We start from the raw sequence: 21731 nt of genomic DNA, 5'->3' as shown, positions 1-21731 counted from the left end.
GTGTGGGCCTTTATTCATAAGCTTGGTTCCCCCAAGTGGTTTTACGCCATCAGTGGACGCTGGCAGCCCTGGTTCTGGGCCGCGGCGGTAATCTTGTTGACGGTCGGCAGTGTCTGGAGCCTGGCCTTCGCTCCCGCCGACTATCAGCAGGGCAATAGTTTTCGGATTATCTATGTCCACGTCCCGGCGGCGATCCTCGCGCAATCCTGTTTCATCCTTCTGGCCGCGGCCGGCATCATCCATCTGGTGTGGAAGATCAAGCTGGCCGACATGGTGGCCACGGTGGTGGCGCCGTTCGGCGCGGCGATGACTTTCATCGCACTGTTCTCCGGCGCGGTGTGGGGCGTGCCCACCTGGGGCACCTGGTGGGTATGGGATGCCCGCCTGACCTCGATGCTGATTCAGCTGTTTTTGTATCTAGGCGTCATTGCCCTGCGCGGCGCCTTTGCCAGCCGCGACAGCGGCGCGCGTGCCGCCTCGATCCTGGCGATCGTCGGGATGGTCAATATTCCGATCATCAAGTATTCGGTCGAGTGGTGGAATACGCTGCATCAGCCGGCCACCTTCACCCTGACCCAACGGCCGGGGATGCCCAGCGAGATGTGGCTGCCGCTGCTGATCATGGTGCTGGGCTTTTACTGTTTCTTCGTGGCGCTGTTGCTGATGCGCACCCGCAACGAAATTCTCAGGCGCGAATCTCGTTCACGCTGGGTGCGTGAGCTAGCCGACGATCCGGCCAGGGGGACACGCTGATGGCCTTCGACTCCTTTTCCCAACTGCTGGCGATGGGGGGGCATGCCGTGTACGTGTGGAGCGCCTGGGGGGTAAGCGCGAGCCTGCTTGTCGCCAGCGTGGTGCATGCCCGCATCGAACGTCGCCGCCTGATCCGTGACCTGCAGCGCCGCAACCGCCGGGAGCGTTTGAACGATGAAGCCTAAACGCAAGCAACGTCTATATATCCTGCTGGGGCTGGTCGCCCTGGCGGCCATCGCCGTGGGGTTGACCCTGTATGCCCTGCGTTCGAACATCAATTTGTTTTTTTCTCCCGAGCAGATTGCCGCCGGCGAAGCGCCACAAGGGCGTACGCTGCGTGCCGGGGGAATGGTCAAGGAGGGTAGCGTCCAGCGCGACGCGCAAAGTCTCGATGTGTCGTTCGTGATCACCGACTATCACAACGATCTCGAGGTGCGCTACAGCGGCATCCTGCCGGACCTTTTTCGCGAGGGGCAGGGCGTGGTCGTGGTCGGGCAGCTCGAACGGGACCGTCTGCTGCGGGCGGATCAGGTGCTGGCCAAGCACGACGAGAACTACATGCCGCCCGAAGTGGCTGAAGCCATGAAGGGCAAGATGCCGCCCGAAGCCACCGAATAGCGCCGAAGCCAGTCGACGGTTGCCGTCTCGGCCGCCGCCAAACCGAAACGTGGAGCCGTCATGCTCACTAAAATCATCCCCGAACTCGGCCACTTCGCGCTGCTTATCGCGCTGGGTCTGGCCTGCCTGCAAGCGCTGGTGCCCCTGGCGGGCGCCGCCACGCGCCGTCCGCTGTGGATGGCCTTTGCCCAGCCCATGGCCTGGGGACAGTTCGCATTCCTGCTGGCGGCCTATCTATGTCTGGCGGCAAGTTTCCTGCTCGACGACTTCAGCGTGGCCTATGTGGCCAACAATTCCAACTCGATGCTGCCCTGGTATTACAAGTTCAGTGCCGTGTGGGGCAGCCATGAGGGCTCGGTGCTGTTGTGGAGCCTGATGCTTGGCGGCTGGGGGTTCGCGGTGAGCATTTTTTCACGCAACCTGCCGCGCGATATGCTGGCCCGGGTGCTGGGGGTGATGGGCGTGGTCAGCGCCGGCTTCCTGCTGTTCATCATCGCCACGTCCAACCCCTTCGCGCGGTTGCTGCCCGACATGCCCCAGGACGGTGCCGATCTCAATCCGCTGCTGCAGGACTTCGGCCTGGTGATCCATCCGCCCATGCTCTACATGGGCTATGTGGGGTTCTCGGTGGTCTTCGCTTTCGCCATGGCGGCGCTGATCGGTGGACGCCTCGATGCCGCCTGGACGCGCTGGGCGCGGCCCTGGACCAATATCGCCTGGGCCTTTTTGACCGTGGGCATCGCCCTGGGCAGCTGGTGGGCCTATTACGAACTGGGCTGGGGCGGCTGGTGGTTCTGGGATCCGGTGGAAAACGCCTCGTTGCTGCCCTGGCTGTGCGGCACGGCACTGATCCACTCGCTGGCGGTCACCGAAAAGCGCGGCACTTTCAAGAGCTGGACCGTGCTGCTGGCGATCTTCACCTTCTCGTTGTCGCTGCTGGGCACGTTCCTGGTGCGTTCTGGCGTGCTGACCTCGGTTCACGCTTTTGCCAACGACCCCTCGCGGGGCACGTTCATCCTCGTGCTGCTGGGGTTGACCGTGGGGGTGTCGTTGCTGATCTTCGCGCTGAGAGCGCCACGCGTCAGCGCTACGGTCGGTTTTGGCTGGCTGTCTCGGGATGCACTGCTGCTGATCAACAACATCGTTCTGATCATCATGACCGTAACCGTGCTGCTGGGCACCGTCTATCCCTTGCTGCTCGATGCGCTGGGGCTGGGCAAGATCAGTGTCGGTCCACCGTACTTCAACGCGTTGTTCGTGCCGTTGACGACACTCTTGTGCCTGTTCATGGGGCTGGGCCCGGTGGCGCGCTGGAAGCATATGTCCGGGCGCGAGCTGCTGCGCCGGCTGTGTTGGTCCGGCGTCGCGGCGCTGGTCGTCGCCGCCCTGTTCCCGCTGCTGTATGCCGGAAAGTGGAATCTCGCCGTCACGCTGGGATTCGCCGCCGCGCTGTGGATCGTGCTGCCGCTGCTGCGCGATCTTTACGACAAGGCGCGTAACGCCGGGTCGCCTGGGGCGGGACTGCGCAGATTATCGCTGTCGCACTGGGGCATGGTGGTCGGACACGTGGGGCTGGCCGTGACCATCATCGGCGTGACGATGGTGTCGAACTACGCCATCGAGAGCAACGTTCGCCTGGCGCCGGGCGGGCAGGCCGAGGTGGGCGGATATACCTTCGCCATGACGGCCCTGGGCGAGCGGCGCGGCCCCAACTTCATCGCCGACACGGCGACGATCGAGGTGACTCGCGATGGCCAGGCGATCACCACCATGCATCCCGAAAAACGTCTGTATCTGGCGCGAGGCATGCCGATGACCGATGTGGCACTGCAGCCGGGGCTGCTGCGGGACCTGTATGTGGCAATGGGCGAAGACCTGGGTGACGGTGCCTGGGCCATGCGTATCCAGGTCAAGCCGTTCGTGCGCTGGCTATGGCTGGGCGCTTTGCTGATGGCTGCCGGTGGACTATTGGCGGTGTGCGATCGCCGTTACCGTCGCCAACGCCGTGAGGCCCGGTCGACGTCCGCCGTTCGCAGCGTTCAGGAGGTGCACGCATGAAACGACGTCTGTTGCTGCTGATTCCCCTGGCGCTGTTCGTGGTGCTGGGTATCTTTCTGTATCGCGGCCTGGCGCTGGATCCCAGCGCTCGCGACTCGGCGATGCTGACGCGTGAATTTCCGACCTTTACGCTGGCGACGCTGGAAGATCCCGACGCGAAAGTGGACGAGTCGCTGCTCAAGGGCGAGGTCACGCTGGTCAACGTATGGGGCGAGTGGTGCCCGACCTGCAAGCAGGAGATGCCCCAACTGCTTGAACTGGCCGAACGGGAAGTGCGCTTGGTGGGGGTGGACTACAAAGACACCCGCGAGAATGGGCAGCGTTTTCTCGAGGAGTTCGGCAATCCCTTTGTACTCAACCTGTTCGACCCTGACGGCACGCTGGGCTTCGACCTCGGCGTTTACGGGGCTCCGGAAACCTTCCTGGTCGATGCCGAAGGTATCATCCGTTATCACCATACCGGCTATATCACGCCCGAAGACGTCGAACAGGTCATTTTGCCGGAGGTACGCAAATGGCAATGATCTTGCGTCTGGGCGTGCTGCTCTCGGCGCTGCTGATGGCGGGTGCCTCGTTGGCGGCGATCGAGGTGCGTCAGTTCGACGACCCGGTTCTCGAGCGGCGCTACGATGACCTCACCGATTCGTTACGCTGTCCCAAATGCCAGAATCAGGCGATCGGCGATTCCGACTCGCCGATCGCCGCCGACATGCGTGAACGGGTCGCCCAACAACTCGAGGCGGGCCGCTCGGATCGCGAAATCCAGGATTTCATGATCCAGCGTTTTGGTGACTACGTGCTCTACAATCCGCGCCTCGACGAGCGTACCTGGCTGCTCTGGGGGCTGCCGGCCGGCCTGGTGGTGCTGGGCGCGCTGCTTATCGCCTTCATCGTGCGGCTGCGCCGCCATGCCCGCGTGCGGGCGCTCTCCGACGCCGAGCGTGCCCGCCTCGATGCCCTTATCGATCAGCATCGCGAGAGGTCTGAATGAATCTGCTCTGGTTGGGCATAGCCCTATTGTTACTGCCGGCGCTGTGGCTGGTAGTGCTGCCGCTGCGCCGTGCCGCGCGCCTGCGCGAAGAGCAGCAGGCCTTCGAGCGTCAGGAGCGCGGCAACGCCGATAACGTTGCCGTCTACCGGCACCGCCTGGCGGCCCTGGAGTCGGCCCTGGCCGAAGGACAGATCGAACGCGCCCGCTTTGATGAAGGCCGCCTCGAACTCGAGCGCAGCCTGCTCGAGGATACCCAGGCGGCACGCCAAGCGCCGCTCAAGTCGGCGCAGGCCGGACGCATTGCCGTGCCGCTGCTGCTGCTGGCGCTTGCCGCAGGCAGTCTGTATGCCTATCAACGCCTGGGCGCTGAGGGCGATCTGTCGCTGTATGCCGTGCAGCAAGAGGTGATGCGCTCTCCGCAGGGCTCGCTGAAGATGCTTATCGAGCGTTACGAGCAGGAGGCTGCACGTCAGCCCGACAACCCCAAGGTATGGCTGAGCCTGTTCCCGCTGTATCGCGATACCGGGATGCTCGCCAAGGCCGGTGACGCCATCGAGCACCTGATCGCACTGGAGGGGCGTCGCGCCGACCTGCTGGCTCAGCTGGCACAGATCAAGTTCTTCGAAGCCAGCCGAACGTTGACCGACGAAGTGCAGGCGCTGGTCGCCGAGACCCTGGAGCGGGACCCGCGTCAGCCCACCCTGCTCAGCATGCTGGGGATCGAGGCCTTCGATCATGGCCGCTATCAACAGGCTATCGATTACTGGCGCCGCGCCATCGCCGGTTTCGAGGACGAAGGCACCGCCTCGGCGCTGCGCGAGGGGATTGCCGAAGCCCAGACCCGGCTGGGGGGGGCGCCGCAACAGGATGGCTCCGTGGTGGCCGGAGAGGATGCCGCCGTGCGGGTCAGCGTCACGCTTGCCGCGGCCCTGCAGGACAGGGTGGCCGAGGGCGCGACGGTCTTCATCGTCGCGCGTGACGTCGACGGCCAACTGCCGCCGCTGGCTATCGCCCAGGCACCGGTGGCCGACTTGCCACTGACCGTGACGCTGGACGACGCTGATGCCATGGCGCCGATGGCACGGCTTTCCCAGGTCGATCGGGTACGCCTGGTGGCGCGGATCTCGGCCTCCGGCCAGGCCACGCCGCAGCCCGGGGACCTCTACGGCGAGCATGCGCCGGTACCGGTGGGCAACAGCGCCGACGAGCCGGTCAGTATCGAGATCGACCGCATCGTCGAGTAAACCTTCCTCGCGGCGCATGTCACATGTCGACATGCGCCGTCACCACATCTTGGGGAACGCCGGCGGCTCCGGTAGACTCCTCCACGTTGCTATCTGAACCCTCCGGAGCGGTGTGAGGGGTGCCTGACGGTGCCCGAAACGGTTTCGGCAGGCTCAGCGTCTATCGTTTCAAAGGACTTCGCCCGCGCATGCGCCTCAAATCCATCAAGCTGGTCGGCTTCAAGTCGTTCGTCGACGCCGTCACAGTCCCGTTCGACGGCAACATGACGGCGATCGTCGGGCCCAACGGGTGCGGCAAGTCCAACGTCATCGATGCCGTGCGCTGGGTCATGGGCGAATCCTCGGCCAAGACGCTGCGTGGCGAGTCGATGACCGACGTCATCTTCAATGGCTCCACCGGTCGCCAGCCGGTGGGCCAGGCCTCCATCGAACTGGTATTCGACAATCGCAGCGGAGGATTGGGCGGAGTCTATGCCCAGTACGCCGAGATCGCCGTCAAGCGCGTGGTTACCCGCGACAGCCAGTCCAGCTACTTCTTCAACAGCCAGAAATGCCGGCGTCGCGATATCGCCGACCTGTTTCTGGGCACGGGGCTGGGGCCGCGCTCCTACGCCATCATCGGCCAGGGCATGATCTCGCGGCTGATCGAGGCGCGCCCCGAGGAGCTGCGCTCGACATTGGAAGAAGCCGCGGGTATCTCCAAGTACAAGGAGCGTCGCCGCGAGACCGAAAATCGCATGCGTCGCACCCAGGAGAACCTCGAGCGCCTGGACGATATTCGCGAGGAACTCGACAAGCAGCTCGAGCGCTTGAAGCGCCAGGCCGAGGCCGCGCGACGCTACCAGACGCTCAAGCAGCAGGAGCATCGGCTAAAGGCCGAACTGGCCTTGCTGCGCGGCCGGGCGCTGCGCGCTCAGCAGCGAGAGCAGGAAGGGCGGGTGCGCGACTTCGAGACCCAGGTCGAACGCGAGATTCTCGGCCAGCGCCAGTGCGAATCGCAGCTCGAGCAGGCGCGTTATGAACACGATGAGATCGCCGAACAGCTCGAGGCCCATCAGGCGCGTTTCTACGAGACGGGAGCCGCGATCGCGCGTCTCGAGCAATCTCTCGAGCATGCCCGATCACGGGATCAGCAACTGGCCCAGGATCTCGAAGCGGCCCGGCGCGAGCTGCGCGAACTCGAGCACCTTCTCGACGACGATGGCGCGAGGCGCGCCGCGCTCGATGAGCGTCTGGAAACGCTGGAGCCGGAGCTTGAGGAGGCGGCCGAGGCGCTGGAACTGCTCGAAGCCGCGCTCGAGGAAGCCGAGCAGCGCACCGAGGCCACACGACACGCCTGGGAGCGGTTCAGCGAGCAGGATCGCAGCATGACGCATGCCGCCGAACGCGCCCAGAGCGAGGTCCAGCGGCTCGAGCGTGGGCTGGACGAGCTGACGGCCCAAACCCAGCGCCGTCTGCAGCAGAAACGCGAGCTGCCGGAAGTGGCGGACCTGCACGACAGCCGCGACGCTCTACGAGAGTCGTTGGAAGAGTGCGACCTCGCCCAGGAAACGCTCGAAACCCGGCGCGAAGAGTGCCGCCGTGCCCGCGAGCAGGCGCAGAGCACGCTCGAGACCGTCGAGGCGGCCCGGGATGCCGATCGCCAGCGCCAGCATCGTCTACAGGGCGAGCTGGCCTCGTTGGAAGCGCTGCTCAAGGCGGCGCTGGAAGACGAGGACGATCAACTGGAGACGCATCTCGAAACGCATGGCCTGTCCCAAGCTCCGCGCTTGGCCGAGACATTGCAGGTGGCTCCGCCGTGGGACAGCGTCACGGCCTGGGTCCTGGCGCCATGGCTAAAGGCGCGGATCGCCGCGCCCGAGGCGGCACATCAGGCGCTGGAGACCCTGCAGCGCGGCGGGCTGGCGCTACTCGCCGATACCGTGCATGACGCCGCGCCGAGCAGTCTGGCCGAACAGGTACGGGGTGCCGGTGCCGCATCCCAACTGCTGGGGCATATCCAATGTGCGCCGACACAGCAGCAGGCCTGGGAACGCCTGGCCTCGCTGGCGCCGGGGGAGAGCGTCATCACGCCTGACGGGTTGTGGCTGGGGGCGGGCTGGGCGCGCCGGCGTGGCGCAGGCGAGACGGCCGATAGCGTCATCGCCCAGCGTCAGCGCCAAGAGCAGGCCGAGCGGGAATTGGCCGAGCTTGACGCACGCCAGGCGCGGCATGAGGATGCCATCGCTGAAGCCCGCGAGGCCATGGCCGGGGCGGAATCGAGTCTCGAGCAACTGCGTCTGGAAGAGCGCGAACTGGCGCAGCGCCGTCAGCAGTGGGCCACGCAGGAAGCGAGCCTGGCCAGCCGCCTCGAGCACGTCGACAGCCGCGCCCGCGATCTCGACGAGGAACTGGCCCTGCTGAGCGAGCAGCACGAGACGCAACTGCTGGAACTTGAAGAGGTCCGTGAGCGCTGGCAGGCCGCGATGAGCGACGTCGAAGCCAACTCCCAGGAGCGGGACACGCTCGAGCGTCAGCGGCGGGAGGCGCAGGAGAGTCTGGCCAACTTGCGTGCACGGCTACTGCCGGCCCGCGAACACCAGCAGCGTCTGGCCCTGGAACAGCAACGCCTGGCCACCGAGCGTGGTGGACTCGAGCAGCAACGTTCGCGCAGCGACGATCAGCGCTTACGCCTGCAAGAAAAATGCGCCTTGCTCGAAGAGCAGCGTGAAACGCTGCGTGAGCCGGAAGATGTCAGCCGCGAGCAGCTCGACGAATTGTTGGATCGGCGCAGCCACGAGGAAGCGCGACTGAATGCCAGCCGCGATCAGGCTCATCGTCTGGCGGAAACCCTGCGCGAGACGGAGCAGCAGCGTCAGACCCACGAACGCAACCTGGAGGCCATTCGCGGCCATCTCGAAGAGGGGCGCATGCAGGTTCAGGCTCTGAAGCTCAAGGCCGATGCCCAGGACGAACAGCTCGCCGAGCTCGGCTATGATGACTCGGGAAATGACGACGCTGGCCATGATGTCGCGGCGTTGCGGGAGTCTCTCGATCCCAATGCCACCGAATCGGCTTGGCAGACCCGGCTCGAAGAGACGACGGATCGGATCCGCCGCCTGGGTGCCATCAACCTGGCGGCCATCGAGGAGTACGACCAACAGGCCGAGCGGAGAGATTATCTCGAAGCGCAGCATGCCGAACTCAGCGAGGCGCTGGAAACGCTCGACCGCGCGATTCGCAAGATCGATCAGGAGACGCGGACGCGCTTTCGGCAGACGTTCGACGAGGTCAACACCGGGCTGCAAGCGCTGTTCCCCAAGGTATTCGGGGGTGGAGCCGCATGGCTGACGCTGACCGGGGACGACCTGTTGGAAACGGGCGTGGCGATCATGGCGCGTCCGCCGGGCAAGAAGAACAGCACCATCCATTTGCTCTCGGGGGGCGAAAAGGCCCTGACGGCACTATCGCTGGTCTTCGCCATCTTTCAGCTCAATCCGGCGCCGTTTTGCATGCTCGACGAGGTCGATGCCCCGCTCGACGACGCCAATGTCGGACGCTATGCCAGGCTCGTCAAGGATATGTCGGCGTCGGTGCAGTTCATCTATATCACCCATAACAAGATCGCCATGGAGGCTGCCGAGCGGCTAATGGGTGTCACCATGCAAGAGCCCGGCGTCTCGCGTCTTGTCTCGGTCGGCGTCGAAGAAGCGGCGGCCCTCGCCGAGGCCTGAGCCTAAAAGTGTTGCCTGAGAAAGACACTTAACCCCGTTACTAACACCCAACATAATATAACGCAGAGTGCCTGGGTATTCGGGGTTAGAATGGGTCCAATTCAGTAGGGTTAATGCAGGGAATTGCACCGCACTTATCAAGCTGAGAGAACTGCTTGACAATTAAAAAAAGTAGCTCATTTTTTGTTAATCGCGTTATGCTACTTATTAACGAGCATGTTTTCAGGCATGGCGCCATAGCGAACAGGCAAGACAACTCATGGAACTACGAGAATGGCTGATCATCCTGGGGCTGGTACTGGTCACGATCATCGTTATTGACGGTGTGCGTCGCCTCCAGCGTCAGCGGCGTGTCCCCCGGCTCGATCTGGCCGCGAGCGACAAGGATACGGAAGGTGCGGATTCGGCCGCGCCGGTGCAGGATCCCGAGGACGCGGCCCGCGAGGCGGAGGTCAACTGGGAACTGCCCAATGGCGGCGCGCGGGTGGTCAGACCCGCGACCTTCGACCCATCCGGTGGGGCCAGGCGGACTCACCCCGAGTCGCCGCGTCGTACCGAGAGGATTCCCGAAGATCAGCTCAAGCCCAGCGTCATCAAGAAGCGGCGTGGTTTCAAGGAAGCGATGCGCTCGCGAACGTTGCGACGTGACGTTGCCGAACCGCATCAAGAGGTCCGGCGCGCTGAGGATGACTTCGCGCAGCCTCCCGAGGCTCACGCCAATGCGCAGGAGACTTCCCCGCTGCGCGCCGAGCGTGACGAGCCGACGGAATTGACGGCGCGGGAAAACGTGGCGGATCAAGAGCGTGTCACCGCAAGGCAGGACGCGCGCGAGGCGCCCCGCTATTCACAAGACCCGCAGGCCCCGGACGAGGTCGGTGTCGAAGACGATATCGAATTCGGCCAGGCAGAAGCGCCGCGTCACGAGGTCGTCACTCAGCATCCCGCCGTGGAGCGCGCCAAGCGCCACCACGTGAGCGCGGCTCGGGCACGCGAGACCCTGGCCGATGCTGATGAGGTCATCGTCATCAGTGTGCTGTCGCGCAACGAGGAGGGGTTCCATGGCCCCGACCTGTTGCACTTGGTGCTGGCGTGTGGACTGCGTTACAGCGAAATGGGCATCTTCCACCGTTACGAAACGGAAGCCGAAGATAGCGAGCTGCAATTTTCGATGGTCAACGTGCTCAAGCCGGGCGTCTTCGATCTGGATGCCATGGACGAGGGGTTCTCCACACCGGGCGTGACCTTCCTGATGCCCCTGCCGGGAGCCAACGACACGGCGGCGGCGTTCGAGGCGATGATCGAGACGGCGATGGTGCTGGTGCGCAATCTCGGCGGCGAGCTCAAGGACGAGAACCGCAGCGTCATGACGGCGCAGACCATCGAATTCGCCCGTCAACGGGTTCAGGAATTCGAGCGTCGCCATCGGCTGCATCGCTATCAGGCCAACTGAGCGAATCGGCGAGTGTGTTTTGTGCGGTATCCATGACGGGGGCTTCGGCCCCCGTCGACATTGTAGAGGGGGATGGGGCTGGGCCAAGGGTTTGGCTACAATGTGGCCACTGCGAACCTATTGATCCAGAGCCTCCGACTCGCCATGAGCCAGATTCCCCAGGATGTCCTCGATGAAACCGCCCAGCTGCGCGCCGAGCTGCTCGAGGCCAACCACCGTTACTACATTCTCGATGACCCGACCCTGACCGATGTCGACTACGACACACGGCTACGCCGTCTGCAGACGCTCGAGACCGAATACCCCGATATCGTGACACCCGATTCGCCGACGCAGCGCGTCGGCGCGCCCTTGGTCGGAGGCTTTCCCGAAATTCGTCATGCCGTGCCCATGCTGTCGTTGGACAACGCCTTCGATGACGAGGAGCTGCGCGCGTTCGTCAGGCGTGTCAGCGACAAGCTGGAGAGTCGTGACGAGGATATCGCCTTCTGCTGCGAGCCCAAGCTCGATGGTCTGGCCGTTTCGCTGGTGTATGAAAATGGCGTGCTGATTCAGGGGGCGACACGCGGCGATGGCCGCACCGGCGAGGGCATCACCGCGAACCTGCGCACGTTACCCTCGGTGCCCCTGCGACTGCGGGGAACGGCCTTACCCGAGCTGCTCGAAGTGCGCGGTGAGGTCTACATGAACCACTCGGGGTTCGAGCGGTTGAATGCCCGTAACCGCGAAGAGGGCGCGAAGCCCTTCGCCAATCCCCGCAATGCGGCGGCAGGCAGCCTGCGCCAGCTGGATCCGCAGATCACCGCGACGCGTCCGCTGGAGTTCTGCGCCTATCAGGTGGCGCGCATCGATGATGCCTTCCAGCAGCCGTCGCACTCGGCGCTGATGTCGCGGCTGCGCGACTTCGGTTTTCGCACCAGTCCGGAACTGGATGTGGTGCAGGGCAGCGAAGGCGTGATCGGCTTCTGCCGACGCCTCGGCGAGCGCCGCGAGATGCTCGACTACGATATCGATGGCGCCGTGCTCAAGGTTGATGACCTGCGTGACCAGCGTGAGCTCGGCTTCGTCTCGCGCGCGCCGCGTTGGGCGATCGCCTTCAAGTTTCCCGCCCAGGAGCAGACCACGGTGATCAACGACGTGGTCTTTCAGGTGGGCCGCACCGGCAAGCTGACCCCGGTGGCCAAGCTGGAGCCGGTGCCCGTCGCGGGGGTCACGGTGTCCAACGCCTCGCTGCACAACATGGACGAGATCGCGCGGCTCGGCGTTTGTATCGGCGATAGCGTGATCGTCCGGCGCGCCGGCGACGTGATTCCGCAGATCGTCAAAGTCATCGAGGACAAGCGCCCTGAAAATGCCCGAACGATCGTGCTGCCCGAACATTGTCCGGTATGCGGCTCCCAGGTCGAGCGCGTCGGCGAGGAGGTCGACGCGCGCTGCTCGGGAGGGCTGTATTGCCCAGCGCAGCGCAAGGAGGCCTTCAAGCATTTTGCCAGTCGGCGGGCCATGGACATCGATGGCCTCGGCGACAAGCTGATCGACCAGCTCGTCGAGCGGGCATGGGTCGCCACGCCTGCCGACCTGTTCCGCCTCCAAGCGGTTCAACTGGCCGAGTTGCCGCGCCTGGGCGAGAAGTCGGCCGCCAACCTGGTCAATGCGCTGGAGAGTGCCAAGCGTACTACCTTGGCACGCTTCGTTTACGCGCTGGGAATCGCTGAAGTCGGCGAGGCGACCGCCAACGCGCTGGCTCGGCATTTCGGCTCGCTGAAGGCGCTGATGAATGCCTCTCTCGAGGACTTGATCGCGATCAGCGATATCGGCCCGATAGTGGCCAGTCATATCCATACCTTCTTTGCCGAAACGCATAACCGCGACACCATCGACGATCTCATTGCGGTGGGCGTTCAGTGGGATGAGGTCGAGATGGGCGAGCGCGCCCAGCCGTTGGCGGGACAGAGTTGGGTGCTGACCGGCACTCTGGAAAGCATGACCCGTGACGAGGGCAAGGCGCGCCTGCAGGCACTGGGCGCCAAGGTGGCGAACAGCGTATCGAAGAAGACCGCCTGCGTGGTCGCCGGCCCAGGGGCGGGCAGCAAGCTGGAAAAAGCCGCTCAGCTGGGCGTCACGGTGATCGACGAGCCGGAGTTTCTCAATCGCCTGAACGGTTTCGAAAATACCCAGGAGGCCTCATGAGCGGTCGTTTTGTCGAAGTCCCCTATCGCATGCTGCCCGGCGAGACATTGAATGCTCTGCTCGAGACGTTCGTCACGCGTCAGGGCTACGATACCACCGATACCGGTGAAGGCATGCGCGGCTGGGTGAACGAGCTGCATCGCCAGCTCGAACGCGGCGAGTTGCTCATCGTTCACGACCTTCAGACGGAGTCCACCGAAGTGATGACGCTGACGCAGTGGCGTGCCTTCGGGCGTGATATCGCCGATGATGAAGAGGGCTGAAAAGCACCGCTTCGCAATGCGAAAGGCGCCCCATGGGGCGCCTTTCGCGTCTGATGGCATACTCGATTAAGCGAAGAAGAGTGGTACGAGCAGACTGGAGATCAGCAGGATCAGCGCACCGCCCAGGCGCGAGGAGATCTGCGCGAAGGGCATCAGCTGCATGCGGCGTGCCGCGGAGAGGACCGCAACGTCACCGGTGCCGCCCATGTTGGCCATGCACAGTCCTGCGGTGATTGCCGATTCGACCGGGTAAAAGCCGACCAGCTTGCCGAGCAGGCCGGCACCGAAGGCCGCACCGGCGACCACGGCGAAGACGATCAGCACGTAGGTGAGCGAGATGGCGTCGATGACCTGGCCCAGGTCGGTATAGGCGACACCGATGCCGAACAGCAGAGCGAAGGTCCAGTTGCCGGCGACGAACTTGAACCAGTGTGCCGCGGCGTCGTTAATCGCTGCGGGGACGAGGTTGAACACCTTCATCGCCGCGACCAGAATGATCATCAGGGCATAGGGATGTAGCGGAATCAGATCGCCCAGCAATTGGCCGGCGACGAAGAAGGTCAGGGCGATGACCAAGCCGATACCCAGCTTGGAAATATCCACCGGCGTGTGCTCTTCCTGGATTTCGACGCCCGGCATCATCTGGCCGTTACCGCTCAATGACGGCATCCGGTTGGCCAAGCCATTGAGCAGGCCGGCGATGATGATGGCGAAGACGTTACCCAGGGCTAGCGCCGGGACCAGGATCGAGATGTAGTAGCTGGCCGGTTGGCCCAGCAGTTCCTGATAGATTTGGCTCATGGGTACGGCACCGGCGCCCATGCCGCCGCCCATGATCGGCAGCGCGATGACGACGACGGCATCCTGAGCGGAGAAACCGGTCAGCAGGCCCATGCCCATGGCAAACAGCGCGGCGAAGAGCACCGCCGCCAGCAATGGCAGGGCGAAGCGTGCGCCGACCTTGACCAGGATGCGCGAATCCATGCCGAGAATGCTGCCGGTGATCAGCGCGGCAATGTAGAAATTGAGAAAGCCGCCACTCTTCATGAAGGTGGTGATGTTTTCACCCACCCCTGCGGGCAACACCGGAAAATACATCAGGGCCGCCGCCCCGAAGATGGCCAGGATGGCACCGCCGCCCAGATAGGTGCGCACGATAGGCAGGCGGTCGCCGACGAAACCCAGCAGCTCGCCGAAGATCATCATCACCAACAGGCTGCCGATCATCCCGGCCGGCAGATTATCGGTATAGATGGCCGTGAGCAGGACTAGGGTCAGCACGGCGAAAATCGGCAGTGACATACCGAAGATGCGCAACGTGTCTGGCCGCTGAGTGGCGGTAGCGGCCGAATTCGCTGTGGAGTTAATGGGTCGATTCATGGATGTCTCCTGAAATGCGGCTTGCCCGACAGGGCCTGCGACAGTTTCGGATAGGCCCGGACCTCACGACGTATTGTCAGATTGGCGTGGTGGGACCGGCTGGCGTCAGGGTGTAGTGCCTTACGGCCTGTCTGGAAAATGTCTGAGCGTGTCCATGCGTGTTAACGATCGGCTTAAAATCGCCATTTCCACTACATGAAATCGCGAGTCCAAACCGTTCTTGCGTCCTGGGCTGCACTCGTCGATTTTTCAGGTACGACCTAGGGCTAGACGCGAGGATAAGCGCGACACACTGGGCGCCAAGTTTTGCCAAGTTATTAAAGCGTTTTGAAAATATTGAAAGCGTTGTCGCAACGTGCGGCATAATCCACCGGTGGCGGGGTATCCCACCAAGGTCGAAGGTGGCGACATTATTGCCCCGGTCATCAACGGCGCTCTGTCGTCAGCGTCACTGCCTAAGCGGAGGCCACTTGCCGGTCAATCGTCTGCGTCTGAATAGCCTCATTTCCCTGCTGGTGACGTTCATGGTCGTGCTGTCGCTGGGGTTGGCGCTGTGGATCTTCACTTTGCAACTGCGGGCCAACGTCGAGCAGGCGCAGCAGAGCCGGGTCGTGGACCTCGCCCAGGTCATCGCCAGCAAGGGCGCGGTGCGGAACGCCCTGCAGCAGAGGCGACTGACGCCGGGGGACACTCCAAGCGCTATCTCCCGGACGAGTGCCTTGCAGCGACAGATCGAGGACCTGCGCCGTAAGCTGGGGGTCGATTTCATCGTGGTCATGGACACGCAGGCGCTGCGGCTCACCCATCCTGAACCCGAGCGTATCGGGCGGCACTTCATCGGCGGCGACGAGGGGCCGGCCCTGGCCGGAAACACGTATGCCTCGCGCTCGCAGGGGTCGCTGGGCGTCAGCATTCGCGGCTTTTCGCCGGTGCGCGGCGGGAATGACGAAGTCATCGGGGCCGTCTCGGTCGGGGTGACGCTCGCCACGCTGGCGTCGATCCTCGCGGACAATCGTCATTGGGTCGTGCTCGGGGTAGTGGCGCTGATGATAATCGGCGCGCTGGGGGCCGGTGGGCTGGCACGCTATATCAAGCGCGTGCTGCTCGGTCTCGAGCCTTATCAGATCACGCGGTTGGTGGAGGAGCGCCAGGCAATGCTGGCCTCGGTGCACGAAGGCATCGTGGCGGTGGACCGGCAGGCGCGCATTACCCTGATCAACCCGGCGGCACGCCAGCTGTTGGCGCGAGCGGGCCTGGGCGGCCCGCCCTTGGGCGAGACGCTGCGGGATTATCTTCCGCAACTGGAACTGAGCGACATGCTGCATGGCGCGGACCCGGTTCTCGATCAGGAAATCATCCTTCATGGTCAGGCCCTGCTGGCCAATCGCATGCCGATCTACCATCACGGCGAAGTGATCGGCGCGCTGGCCTCGTTTCGCGACAAGACCGAAGTGCATGTGCTGGCCGAGGCGCTGACCGGCGTGCGCCGCTACGCCGAGGCTCTGCGGGCCTCGACACACGAATTCAAGAACCAGCTGCATGTCATCCTGGGGCTGGTGCAGCGTGAAGACCTGACCAGCCTGCGAGGCTATCTGCGCGAACTGGCGGATCATCAGTTGGCGTCTTCGGCGGCGCTGGTCGAAGGGGTGCGCGAGCCGGTGTTGGCGGGGTTTCTGGTCGGTAAAGCCAGCGAGGCGCGCGAGCGGGGCATCCAGTTGAACATCGAGGTGGAAGCGGGATTGCCGGTAGCGGACGACCCGACGCTGGTACATACCCTGGTTACCATCATCGGCAATCTGCTGGAAAATGCCTTCGAGGCCGTGGAAGCGGGGAACACGCGGCAGGTGACTTTGACGCTGAGCTACGACGAGGCCGTGCTGATGATCGTGATCCAGGACACAGGTCCGGGGATTCCCGAGGGGCTGCAGGCGCAGATCTTCACGCGCGGGATGTCGACCAAGGGACAGCAGCGCGGCCTGGGCATGGCCCTGGTGCAAGAGCAGCTCGAGGTCCGCGGCGGCGATCTGTCGCTGTATTCCGAGCCGGGGCGGGGCACCATGATCGAAGTGTTCCTGCCCTATCGAGCGGCGGCCGACGTCGCGCCATTCTCCGATGACGAGGGCTGAACATGCGCGTTTTGATCGTCGAAGACGACCCCATGGTCATGCGGCTCAACGTCGAATACTTGAACCGTCTGGACGGCGTCAGCCTGGTCGCCCAGTGCGGCGACGTGCCCTCGGCCCTCGATGTACTCGAACGTGAAGCGGTGGACCTGGTACTGCTGGACATCTATCTGCGTAACCGCAGCGGTCTCGAGGTCGTGCGCTATCTGCATCGCCAGGGCAGCGACGCGGATGTGATCCTGATCACCGCGGCTGCCGAAATGGAGACCGTGCGCGCGGCGCGGCGGCTGGGCGTCAGCGATTATCTGGTCAAACCGTTCGAGTTCGAACGCTTCCGCGAGGCGCTGCTGGCCTGCGCCCATGCCCGGGCCACGCTGCATGCCCTGCCCGAGCAGGTCGCCCAGCGCGACATCGACCGTCTGTTCCAGCCGGTGTCCCCACCTGCGCCTGTTCGGCGCGAAGGCATGCCCAAGGGACTCACGGTGCCGTCCCTGGCCCAGGTGGCGACTGCCATCCTGGCGCAGCAGGAGGAGACGCTCACCACCGAGGCATTGATACCCGCGACCGGCATGTCTCGGGTCTCGGTGCGCAAGTATCTCAAGTACCTGGCCGAGAGCGGTGCGCTGGCCGAATCGTTCCATTACGGGCAGGTGGGACGCCCGTCCTTTACCTATCGCTGCCTGGATCGCGCGGCCCTGGAGGCACTGGCCAGCGCCCCTCCATGAGGGCTAGCGCTTGACGGCGTCCGCCTTGCCCTGGATCAGATCGGCGATCAGGCGGCGCCCGGGATGCAGATGATCGACCAACTCGCGCTCCAGCGGCATGGGCTCGTCGCAGATGCGCGAGGCGATGACCTCGGCACACAGCGGGGCGCTGGCCAAGCCTCGCGAGCCATGCGCGGCGCTGACCCACAGCCCGGCATGGTGAACTCCGTCAACCGCGGGCGCGCGACGGGCGTTCTTGCGCAGTGCGGCGTAATCGCGTCGCCAGGCCTGGGCGTCCGGCGCCGGGCCGGCAAAGGGCGACTTGTCGGGGCTGGCGGCACGCAGGCCGACGCGACCGGTCAGCGCCTCGGGGGTAAGCTCGGCGCCGGCAGCGCGTAGCGCCGCGACGAATGCCGGCAGGGTGCGCTCGAGTTCGGCGAGGTTGGCGAGGTGATCCGACTCGCGCAGTGTCATATCGCTATCGCCGGGCGCGAAGGTGGCTCCGAAGCACAGCACGTCGTCCAGGGCAGGAGAGACGTAGCCACCGGCACACACCACCTGCCTGAGGCGCGGGGCGGCGGCGGGCAGGGGGAGCTCGCTGACCTGGCCGCGAATCGGCTTGAGCGGCAAATGCGTCAACGGGGCAAAGTTGCGCGAGGCATGCGCCGTCGCGACCACGACTTGATCGCAGTCCAACACCGCGCCATCCGCCAGGCTCAGCCGCCAGCCGTCCTCTTGCGGGGCCAGTGCCTTCACCTCGGCGCAGCGAAAATGAATCCTCTCGGTCGCGGCCAGCCGCTGACACAGCGCCGCCGGACGTACCCACCCCGCTTGTGGATAAGCCAGCCCCGCGTGGTCACATTCCTCACGGGGCAGCGGCGTACCGGCTGCGGCCGACGCCGCTTGACCGTTCACGCTATGCACAAGGGCTGGCGGCAAGGGGTGGCGCTGCAGAAAGCGCTTCTGACGGCGAGTCTCCGCGTCGTGCGTCGCCAGTTGCAGAACGCCGCAGTCCTGCCACAGCGTATGTTGCGGGTCGAGGCGTTCCAGCCAGCGCCGGGTCAGCATCAGCCCGGCCAGATAGAAGCGGCTTTGAGGGTTGGTTTCGGCGGCCAGCTTGACGTATAGCGCCCCCTGACGGTTGCCCGAGGCGCCACTGCCCGGCGCTTGGCGGTCGATGAGGGTGACGCTCACGCCACGCCGGGCCAGGGCATGCGCCACGCTGGCGCCGGCAATGCCGGCGCCGACTACCGCCACGTGGCGGGCGGGCCGTGCAGGCGGTGGCGTGAACCAGCGAGTACCCGTGCGGCGCTCATCAATGGGCGGTGCGGATATCTCGCCACGCAGCATCTCGCGCTTGCGCCCGAAGCCCGGCACCTTCTCACAACGGAATCCGGCGCTGGCCAGCCCGCGGCGCACGAAACCGGCGCAGGTGAAGGTCGCGAAGGTGGCGCCGGGCCGGCTGCGCGCCGCCATGGTATCGAACAGCGCCTGAGCCCACATGTCGGGGTTTTTGGACGGCGCGAAACCGTCGAGGAACCAGGCGTCCACCTGGCCATCGAGGCGTGACAGGCGTTCGGCGGCGTCGCCCCAATGCAGATCCAGCGTCACCCGCGCGCTCAGCTCCAGACGATGTACGCCCGTCACCGGCGCTGGCCACTGGGCGAGCAAGGGGGCGGCGCGGTCGGCCAGATCGGGCCAGGCGGACAATGCGCGGGCCAGCGAATCGCGGTCAAAGGGGTGCTTTTCGGTCGAGACGAGATGCAGCCGGGTACCGGCCCGTGCATGCGCCTCGAAGCATTCCCAGGCACATAGCATATTGAGCCCGGTGCCGAATCCGCTTTCGGCGATGACGAAAGGCCGCGATTCGCGCCAGGCGGCGAATCGCTCGGGCAGATGGTTGTGCCGCAGAAAGACATGCGCCGTTTCGGCGCGCCCGTTCTGACGCGAAAAGTAGACGTCGTCATAAAGGCTCGAGAAGGGCGAGGCTGACCGGTCGTCGTCGCTGCGCCAATCCAGGCAGGCGGCATCGAGCGCCGCCAGCGGCGGCAGCGGAGCAAGGGCGTTATCGTCCGGCACGGGAGGTCTCTCTTCAGGCCCGAGGGCCTTTGCGGATGGGGTCGGCGGCAAACGGATGCTCAAAAAATAGCCAATGCCCACGCAGCGCCATGCGCTCGGGGCCCGAGAAATTCGTTCGCCGTCTGTTAACAGGCTTGTCCACAATAAGTGTGAGTAAACCGCTTGTGGGTAACTGCATACATGTCGTGCGCCCGGCTCAAGGTGAACCGAGCGCACGAGCGGCCTGGCTGCGATCTACGGCAGCACTTTCTTGAAGGGCTTGACCGTCACCTTGGTATAGACGCCGGCAATCATGTAGGGGTCGGCATCGGCCCAGGCGCGCGCCGCCTGCAGACTATCGAACTCGGCAATGACCAGACTGCCGGTAAAGCCGGCGTCGCCCGGGTCCTCGGCGTCGATGGCCGGGTGAGGGCCCGCCAGGACCAGACGTCCTTCGTCGCGGAGCTTTTCCAGGCGCGCCAGGTGGTCGGGGCGCGCGCTCTTGCGGCGTTCCAGACTGTCTTGGACATCTTCACTGAGAATGGCGTAGAGCATCAGCTTTCATCCTTTTGCGTGTCACGCGGTTTGTGATTTTCTCGTGGAATGTGCCGGGCCAGGAACAGCGACTGGCACAGCACGAAGACGAGTGTCAGGCCCAGCATGCCGAACAGCTTGAAATTGACCCAGGTAGCTTCGTCGAAGGTCTTGAAGACATAGATGTTCAGCGCGCCCATGGCGACGAAGAAGATCACCCAGGCCAGATTCAGCCGTGTCCAGACCGCGGTGGGCAGGGTAAAGGCCTTTTCCATCATGCGCTGGATCAGCGTCTTGCCGCCGAACAGCGGTGAAAACAGGAAGGCCAGGGCGAACAGCCAGTTGACGATGGTCGGTTTCCACTGGATGAAGCTGGCATCATGGAACACCACCGTCGCGCCGCCGAGCACCACGACCAGGGCCAGCGTCACCAGCTGCATCTTCTCGACCCGGCGATACCGCCACCAGACATAGGCCACCTGGGCCAGCGTGGCGGGGATCAGAACCAGCGTGGCCAGCACGATATCCTGGGTCCAGTGATAGACCGCGAAGAAGATCGCGATGGGCAGGAAATCCAATAGCATTTTCATGAGTGTTCCTCAAAAGCGCGGCCATGACGCGAAGGGCGGATGACGGGCGGTGGCCGGCAGCCAGCGCGCGTGGCAACGCGGTCGACATTGACCGAGGCGTTCGCGACGCGCACCATGGAGCGCCTATTCTGACAAAGTCGCCGTCTGGCGTCATGCCGATGATCTCATTGCCTCTTCTGCCGTTACCCGACAGCCTCGACGCGGTTGCCGGTCTCGACCTTCATATGCACTCCACAGCCTCGGACGGGGCGCTGGCGCCTGCCGAACTGGTGACATTGTGTCATACCCGCGGTATCGCGCGACTGGCCCTGACCGATCACGACACGGTGGCGGGAGTGGCTGAAGCGCAGCTGAGTGCCGAAGCGCTGGGTATGCGATTGTTGCCCGGGACCGAACTTTCGGCCCAGTGGCGCGGCATCACCCTGCATGTAGTGGGTCTGCTGCCCGACGGCGCTCAAGGTGCGCTGGCCACAGGATTAACGGCGCAGGCCGAAGCGCGTACGGCGCGTGCGCTGGACATCGCCAAACGGCTGGAGGCGGTGGGGCTCGACGACGCGCTGGCCCGTGCCCGCGAGCAGGCCGGCAGCGAACGTCCCCTCGGGCGCCCCGACTTCGCCCGAGCCCTGGTGGCTGCGGGCATCGTGCCCAACATGGCCGCGGCCTTCAAGAAGCACCTGGGGGCGGGCAAGGCGGGGGACGTCAAGACCCACTGGCCTTACTTGAGTGACGTGGTGGCCTGGATCGTAGCCTCCGGCGGGGTTGCGGTACTCGCGCATCCGCTGCGCTACGGTATGACGCGGCGCAAGCGTGGGCTGCTGCTTGACGCCTTCCGCGAAGCGGGCGGCGAGGCGGCCGAGCTGGTCAGCGGTTTCCAGAATGCTGACGTCACGCGGGACTTGGCTCGCCAGCTTGCCGAGCGCGATCTGCTGGGGTCGTTGGGCAGCGATTTCCATTTTCCCGGCGGCCCGCTGGCGCCGGGCAGCATGAGTGCCGTGCCGCGCTGCCAGGTCATGCCGGTATGGAAACATCCGCGTCTGGCTGACTTCGCGGCCTGATCCGGCT

General features: G+C 64.6%; 18 protein-coding genes. 14 read left to right on the top strand and 4 right to left on the bottom strand.

Annotated features, from left to right (window positions below; translation table 11 throughout):
• The 11 genes from ACW4DH_RS13730 to ACW4DH_RS13680 all read left to right on the top strand — a co-directional run bounded on the left by ACW4DH_RS13730 (position 1) and on the right by ACW4DH_RS13680 (position 13280).
• Positions 1-753 (top strand): heme ABC transporter permease, encoded by a 753-nt coding sequence (locus tag ACW4DH_RS13730; protein WP_459636964.1) that lies wholly within the window; start codon positions 1-3, stop codon positions 751-753.
• The gene (gene ccmD, locus ACW4DH_RS13725) at positions 753-938 is read left to right on the top strand and encodes a heme exporter protein CcmD (protein ID WP_459636963.1); all 186 of its coding nucleotides are present in this window, start codon (positions 753-755) and stop codon (positions 936-938) included. The genes ACW4DH_RS13730 and ccmD overlap by 1 nt, the downstream gene beginning before the upstream one ends.
• Positions 928-1371 carry a cytochrome c maturation protein CcmE gene (ccmE, locus tag ACW4DH_RS13720; protein ID WP_459636962.1) on the top strand — a complete coding sequence of 148 codons (444 nt, stop codon included), beginning with the start codon at positions 928-930 and terminating at the stop codon, positions 1369-1371. Before ccmD ends, ccmE begins: the two co-directional genes overlap by 11 nt.
• A 60-nt stretch (positions 1372-1431) precedes the next feature.
• Positions 1432-3429, top strand: coding sequence for a heme lyase CcmF/NrfE family subunit (locus ACW4DH_RS13715; RefSeq protein ID WP_459636961.1), 1998 nt, complete (start codon positions 1432-1434; stop codon positions 3427-3429).
• The gene (locus ACW4DH_RS13710) at positions 3426-3953 is read left to right on the top strand and encodes a DsbE family thiol:disulfide interchange protein (protein WP_459636960.1); all 528 of its coding nucleotides are present in this window, start codon (positions 3426-3428) and stop codon (positions 3951-3953) included. The genes ACW4DH_RS13715 and ACW4DH_RS13710 overlap by 4 nt, the downstream gene beginning before the upstream one ends.
• Positions 3944-4420: a cytochrome c-type biogenesis protein gene (locus ACW4DH_RS13705; RefSeq protein WP_459636959.1), complete on the top strand. Its 477-nt coding sequence runs from the start codon at positions 3944-3946 to the stop codon at positions 4418-4420. Before ACW4DH_RS13710 ends, ACW4DH_RS13705 begins: the two co-directional genes overlap by 10 nt.
• Positions 4417-5664, top strand: a complete 1248-nt coding sequence (ccmI, locus tag ACW4DH_RS13700; protein WP_459636958.1) for a c-type cytochrome biogenesis protein CcmI — start codon at positions 4417-4419, stop codon at positions 5662-5664. Before ACW4DH_RS13705 ends, ccmI begins: the two co-directional genes overlap by 4 nt.
• A gap of 188 nt (positions 5665-5852) precedes the next feature.
• Positions 5853-9377, top strand: coding sequence for a chromosome segregation protein SMC (gene smc / locus ACW4DH_RS13695; protein ID WP_459636957.1), 3525 nt, complete (start codon positions 5853-5855; stop codon positions 9375-9377).
• Positions 9378-9636: 259 nt separating this feature from the next.
• Entirely contained in the window at positions 9637-10827 is a 1191-nt protein-coding gene (gene zipA / locus ACW4DH_RS13690; protein ID WP_459636956.1) for a cell division protein ZipA, read from the top strand.
• Between the two features lie 144 nt (positions 10828-10971).
• Positions 10972-13017: an NAD-dependent DNA ligase LigA gene (ligA, locus tag ACW4DH_RS13685; protein WP_459636955.1), complete on the top strand. Its 2046-nt coding sequence runs from the start codon at positions 10972-10974 to the stop codon at positions 13015-13017.
• On the top strand, positions 13014-13280 hold the full coding sequence (locus ACW4DH_RS13680) for a YheU family protein (RefSeq protein ID WP_459636954.1): 267 nt from the start codon (positions 13014-13016) through the stop codon (positions 13278-13280). Before ligA ends, ACW4DH_RS13680 begins: the two co-directional genes overlap by 4 nt.
• A gap of 66 nt (positions 13281-13346) precedes the next feature.
• Here the strand turns inward: ACW4DH_RS13680 and ACW4DH_RS13675 are convergent, their stop codons facing one another.
• Positions 13347-14660: a 2-hydroxycarboxylate transporter family protein gene (locus ACW4DH_RS13675; RefSeq protein WP_459636953.1), complete on the bottom strand. Its 1314-nt coding sequence runs from the start codon at positions 14658-14660 to the stop codon at positions 13347-13349.
• A gap of 470 nt (positions 14661-15130) precedes the next feature.
• On the opposite strand from ACW4DH_RS13675, the gene dcuS reads away from it, so the two are divergent.
• Both dcuS and ACW4DH_RS13665 read left to right on the top strand, forming a co-directional pair.
• Positions 15131-16786 (top strand): DcuS/MalK family sensor histidine kinase, encoded by a 1656-nt coding sequence (gene dcuS / locus ACW4DH_RS13670; protein ID WP_459636952.1) that lies wholly within the window; start codon positions 15131-15133, stop codon positions 16784-16786.
• Between the two features lie 2 nt (positions 16787-16788).
• Positions 16789-17508 carry a response regulator gene (locus tag ACW4DH_RS13665; protein WP_459636951.1) on the top strand — a complete coding sequence of 240 codons (720 nt, stop codon included), beginning with the start codon at positions 16789-16791 and terminating at the stop codon, positions 17506-17508.
• Between the two features lie 3 nt (positions 17509-17511).
• On the opposite strand, the gene mnmC is transcribed toward ACW4DH_RS13665, so the two are convergent.
• From mnmC to ACW4DH_RS13650, 3 genes are all read right to left on the bottom strand, one after another.
• On the bottom strand, positions 17512-19566 hold the full coding sequence (gene mnmC, locus ACW4DH_RS13660) for a bifunctional tRNA (5-methylaminomethyl-2-thiouridine)(34)-methyltransferase MnmD/FAD-dependent 5-carboxymethylaminomethyl-2-thiouridine(34) oxidoreductase MnmC (protein WP_459636950.1): 2055 nt from the start codon (positions 19564-19566) through the stop codon (positions 17512-17514).
• A 234-nt stretch (positions 19567-19800) separates the two neighbouring features.
• Entirely contained in the window at positions 19801-20100 is a 300-nt protein-coding gene (locus ACW4DH_RS13655) for a YciI family protein (protein WP_459636949.1), read from the bottom strand.
• Positions 20100-20669 carry a septation protein A gene (locus tag ACW4DH_RS13650; RefSeq protein WP_459636948.1) on the bottom strand — a complete coding sequence of 190 codons (570 nt, stop codon included), beginning with the start codon at positions 20667-20669 and terminating at the stop codon, positions 20100-20102. Before ACW4DH_RS13650 ends, ACW4DH_RS13655 begins: the two co-directional genes overlap by 1 nt.
• Positions 20670-20821: 152 nt before the next feature.
• On the opposite strand from ACW4DH_RS13650, the gene ACW4DH_RS13645 reads away from it, so the two are divergent.
• A complete protein-coding gene (locus tag ACW4DH_RS13645; RefSeq protein ID WP_459636947.1) occupies positions 20822-21724 on the top strand; it encodes a PHP domain-containing protein in 903 nt (300 codons plus the stop codon).
• Positions 21725-21731 lie beyond the last annotated feature (7 nt).

The organism is Halomonas sp. WWR20 (assembly GCF_054602495.1).
Note: the sequence above shows the minus strand (reverse complement) of the source record. Positions and strands in the feature narration are given on the sequence as shown.

Excerpts from the sequence above, each read along its gene's own strand:
- ccmD (WP_459636963.1), top strand. The coding sequence starts at position 753 with ATGGCCTTCGACTCCTTTTCCCAACTGCTGGCGATGGGGGGGCATGCC.
- ccmE (WP_459636962.1), top strand. The coding sequence starts at position 928 with ATGAAGCCTAAACGCAAGCAACGTCTATATATCCTGCTGGGGCTGGTC.
- ACW4DH_RS13715 (WP_459636961.1), top strand. The coding sequence starts at position 1,432 with ATGCTCACTAAAATCATCCCCGAACTCGGCCACTTCGCGCTGCTTATC.
- ACW4DH_RS13710 (WP_459636960.1), top strand. The coding sequence starts at position 3,426 with ATGAAACGACGTCTGTTGCTGCTGATTCCCCTGGCGCTGTTCGTGGTG.
- ACW4DH_RS13705 (WP_459636959.1), top strand. The coding sequence starts at position 3,944 with ATGGCAATGATCTTGCGTCTGGGCGTGCTGCTCTCGGCGCTGCTGATG.
- ccmI (WP_459636958.1), top strand. The coding sequence starts at position 4,417 with ATGAATCTGCTCTGGTTGGGCATAGCCCTATTGTTACTGCCGGCGCTG.
- smc (WP_459636957.1), top strand. The coding sequence starts at position 5,853 with ATGCGCCTCAAATCCATCAAGCTGGTCGGCTTCAAGTCGTTCGTCGAC.
- zipA (WP_459636956.1), top strand. The coding sequence starts at position 9,637 with ATGGAACTACGAGAATGGCTGATCATCCTGGGGCTGGTACTGGTCACG.
- ligA (WP_459636955.1), top strand. The coding sequence starts at position 10,972 with ATGAGCCAGATTCCCCAGGATGTCCTCGATGAAACCGCCCAGCTGCGC.
- ACW4DH_RS13680 (WP_459636954.1), top strand. The coding sequence starts at position 13,014 with ATGAGCGGTCGTTTTGTCGAAGTCCCCTATCGCATGCTGCCCGGCGAG.
- ACW4DH_RS13675 (WP_459636953.1), bottom strand. The coding sequence starts at position 14,660 with ATGAATCGACCCATTAACTCCACAGCGAATTCGGCCGCTACCGCCACT.
- ACW4DH_RS13665 (WP_459636951.1), top strand. The coding sequence starts at position 16,789 with ATGCGCGTTTTGATCGTCGAAGACGACCCCATGGTCATGCGGCTCAAC.
- ACW4DH_RS13655 (WP_459636949.1), bottom strand. The coding sequence starts at position 20,100 with ATGCTCTACGCCATTCTCAGTGAAGATGTCCAAGACAGTCTGGAACGC.
- ACW4DH_RS13650 (WP_459636948.1), bottom strand. The coding sequence starts at position 20,669 with ATGAAAATGCTATTGGATTTCCTGCCCATCGCGATCTTCTTCGCGGTC.
- ACW4DH_RS13645 (WP_459636947.1), top strand. The coding sequence starts at position 20,822 with ATGCCGATGATCTCATTGCCTCTTCTGCCGTTACCCGACAGCCTCGAC.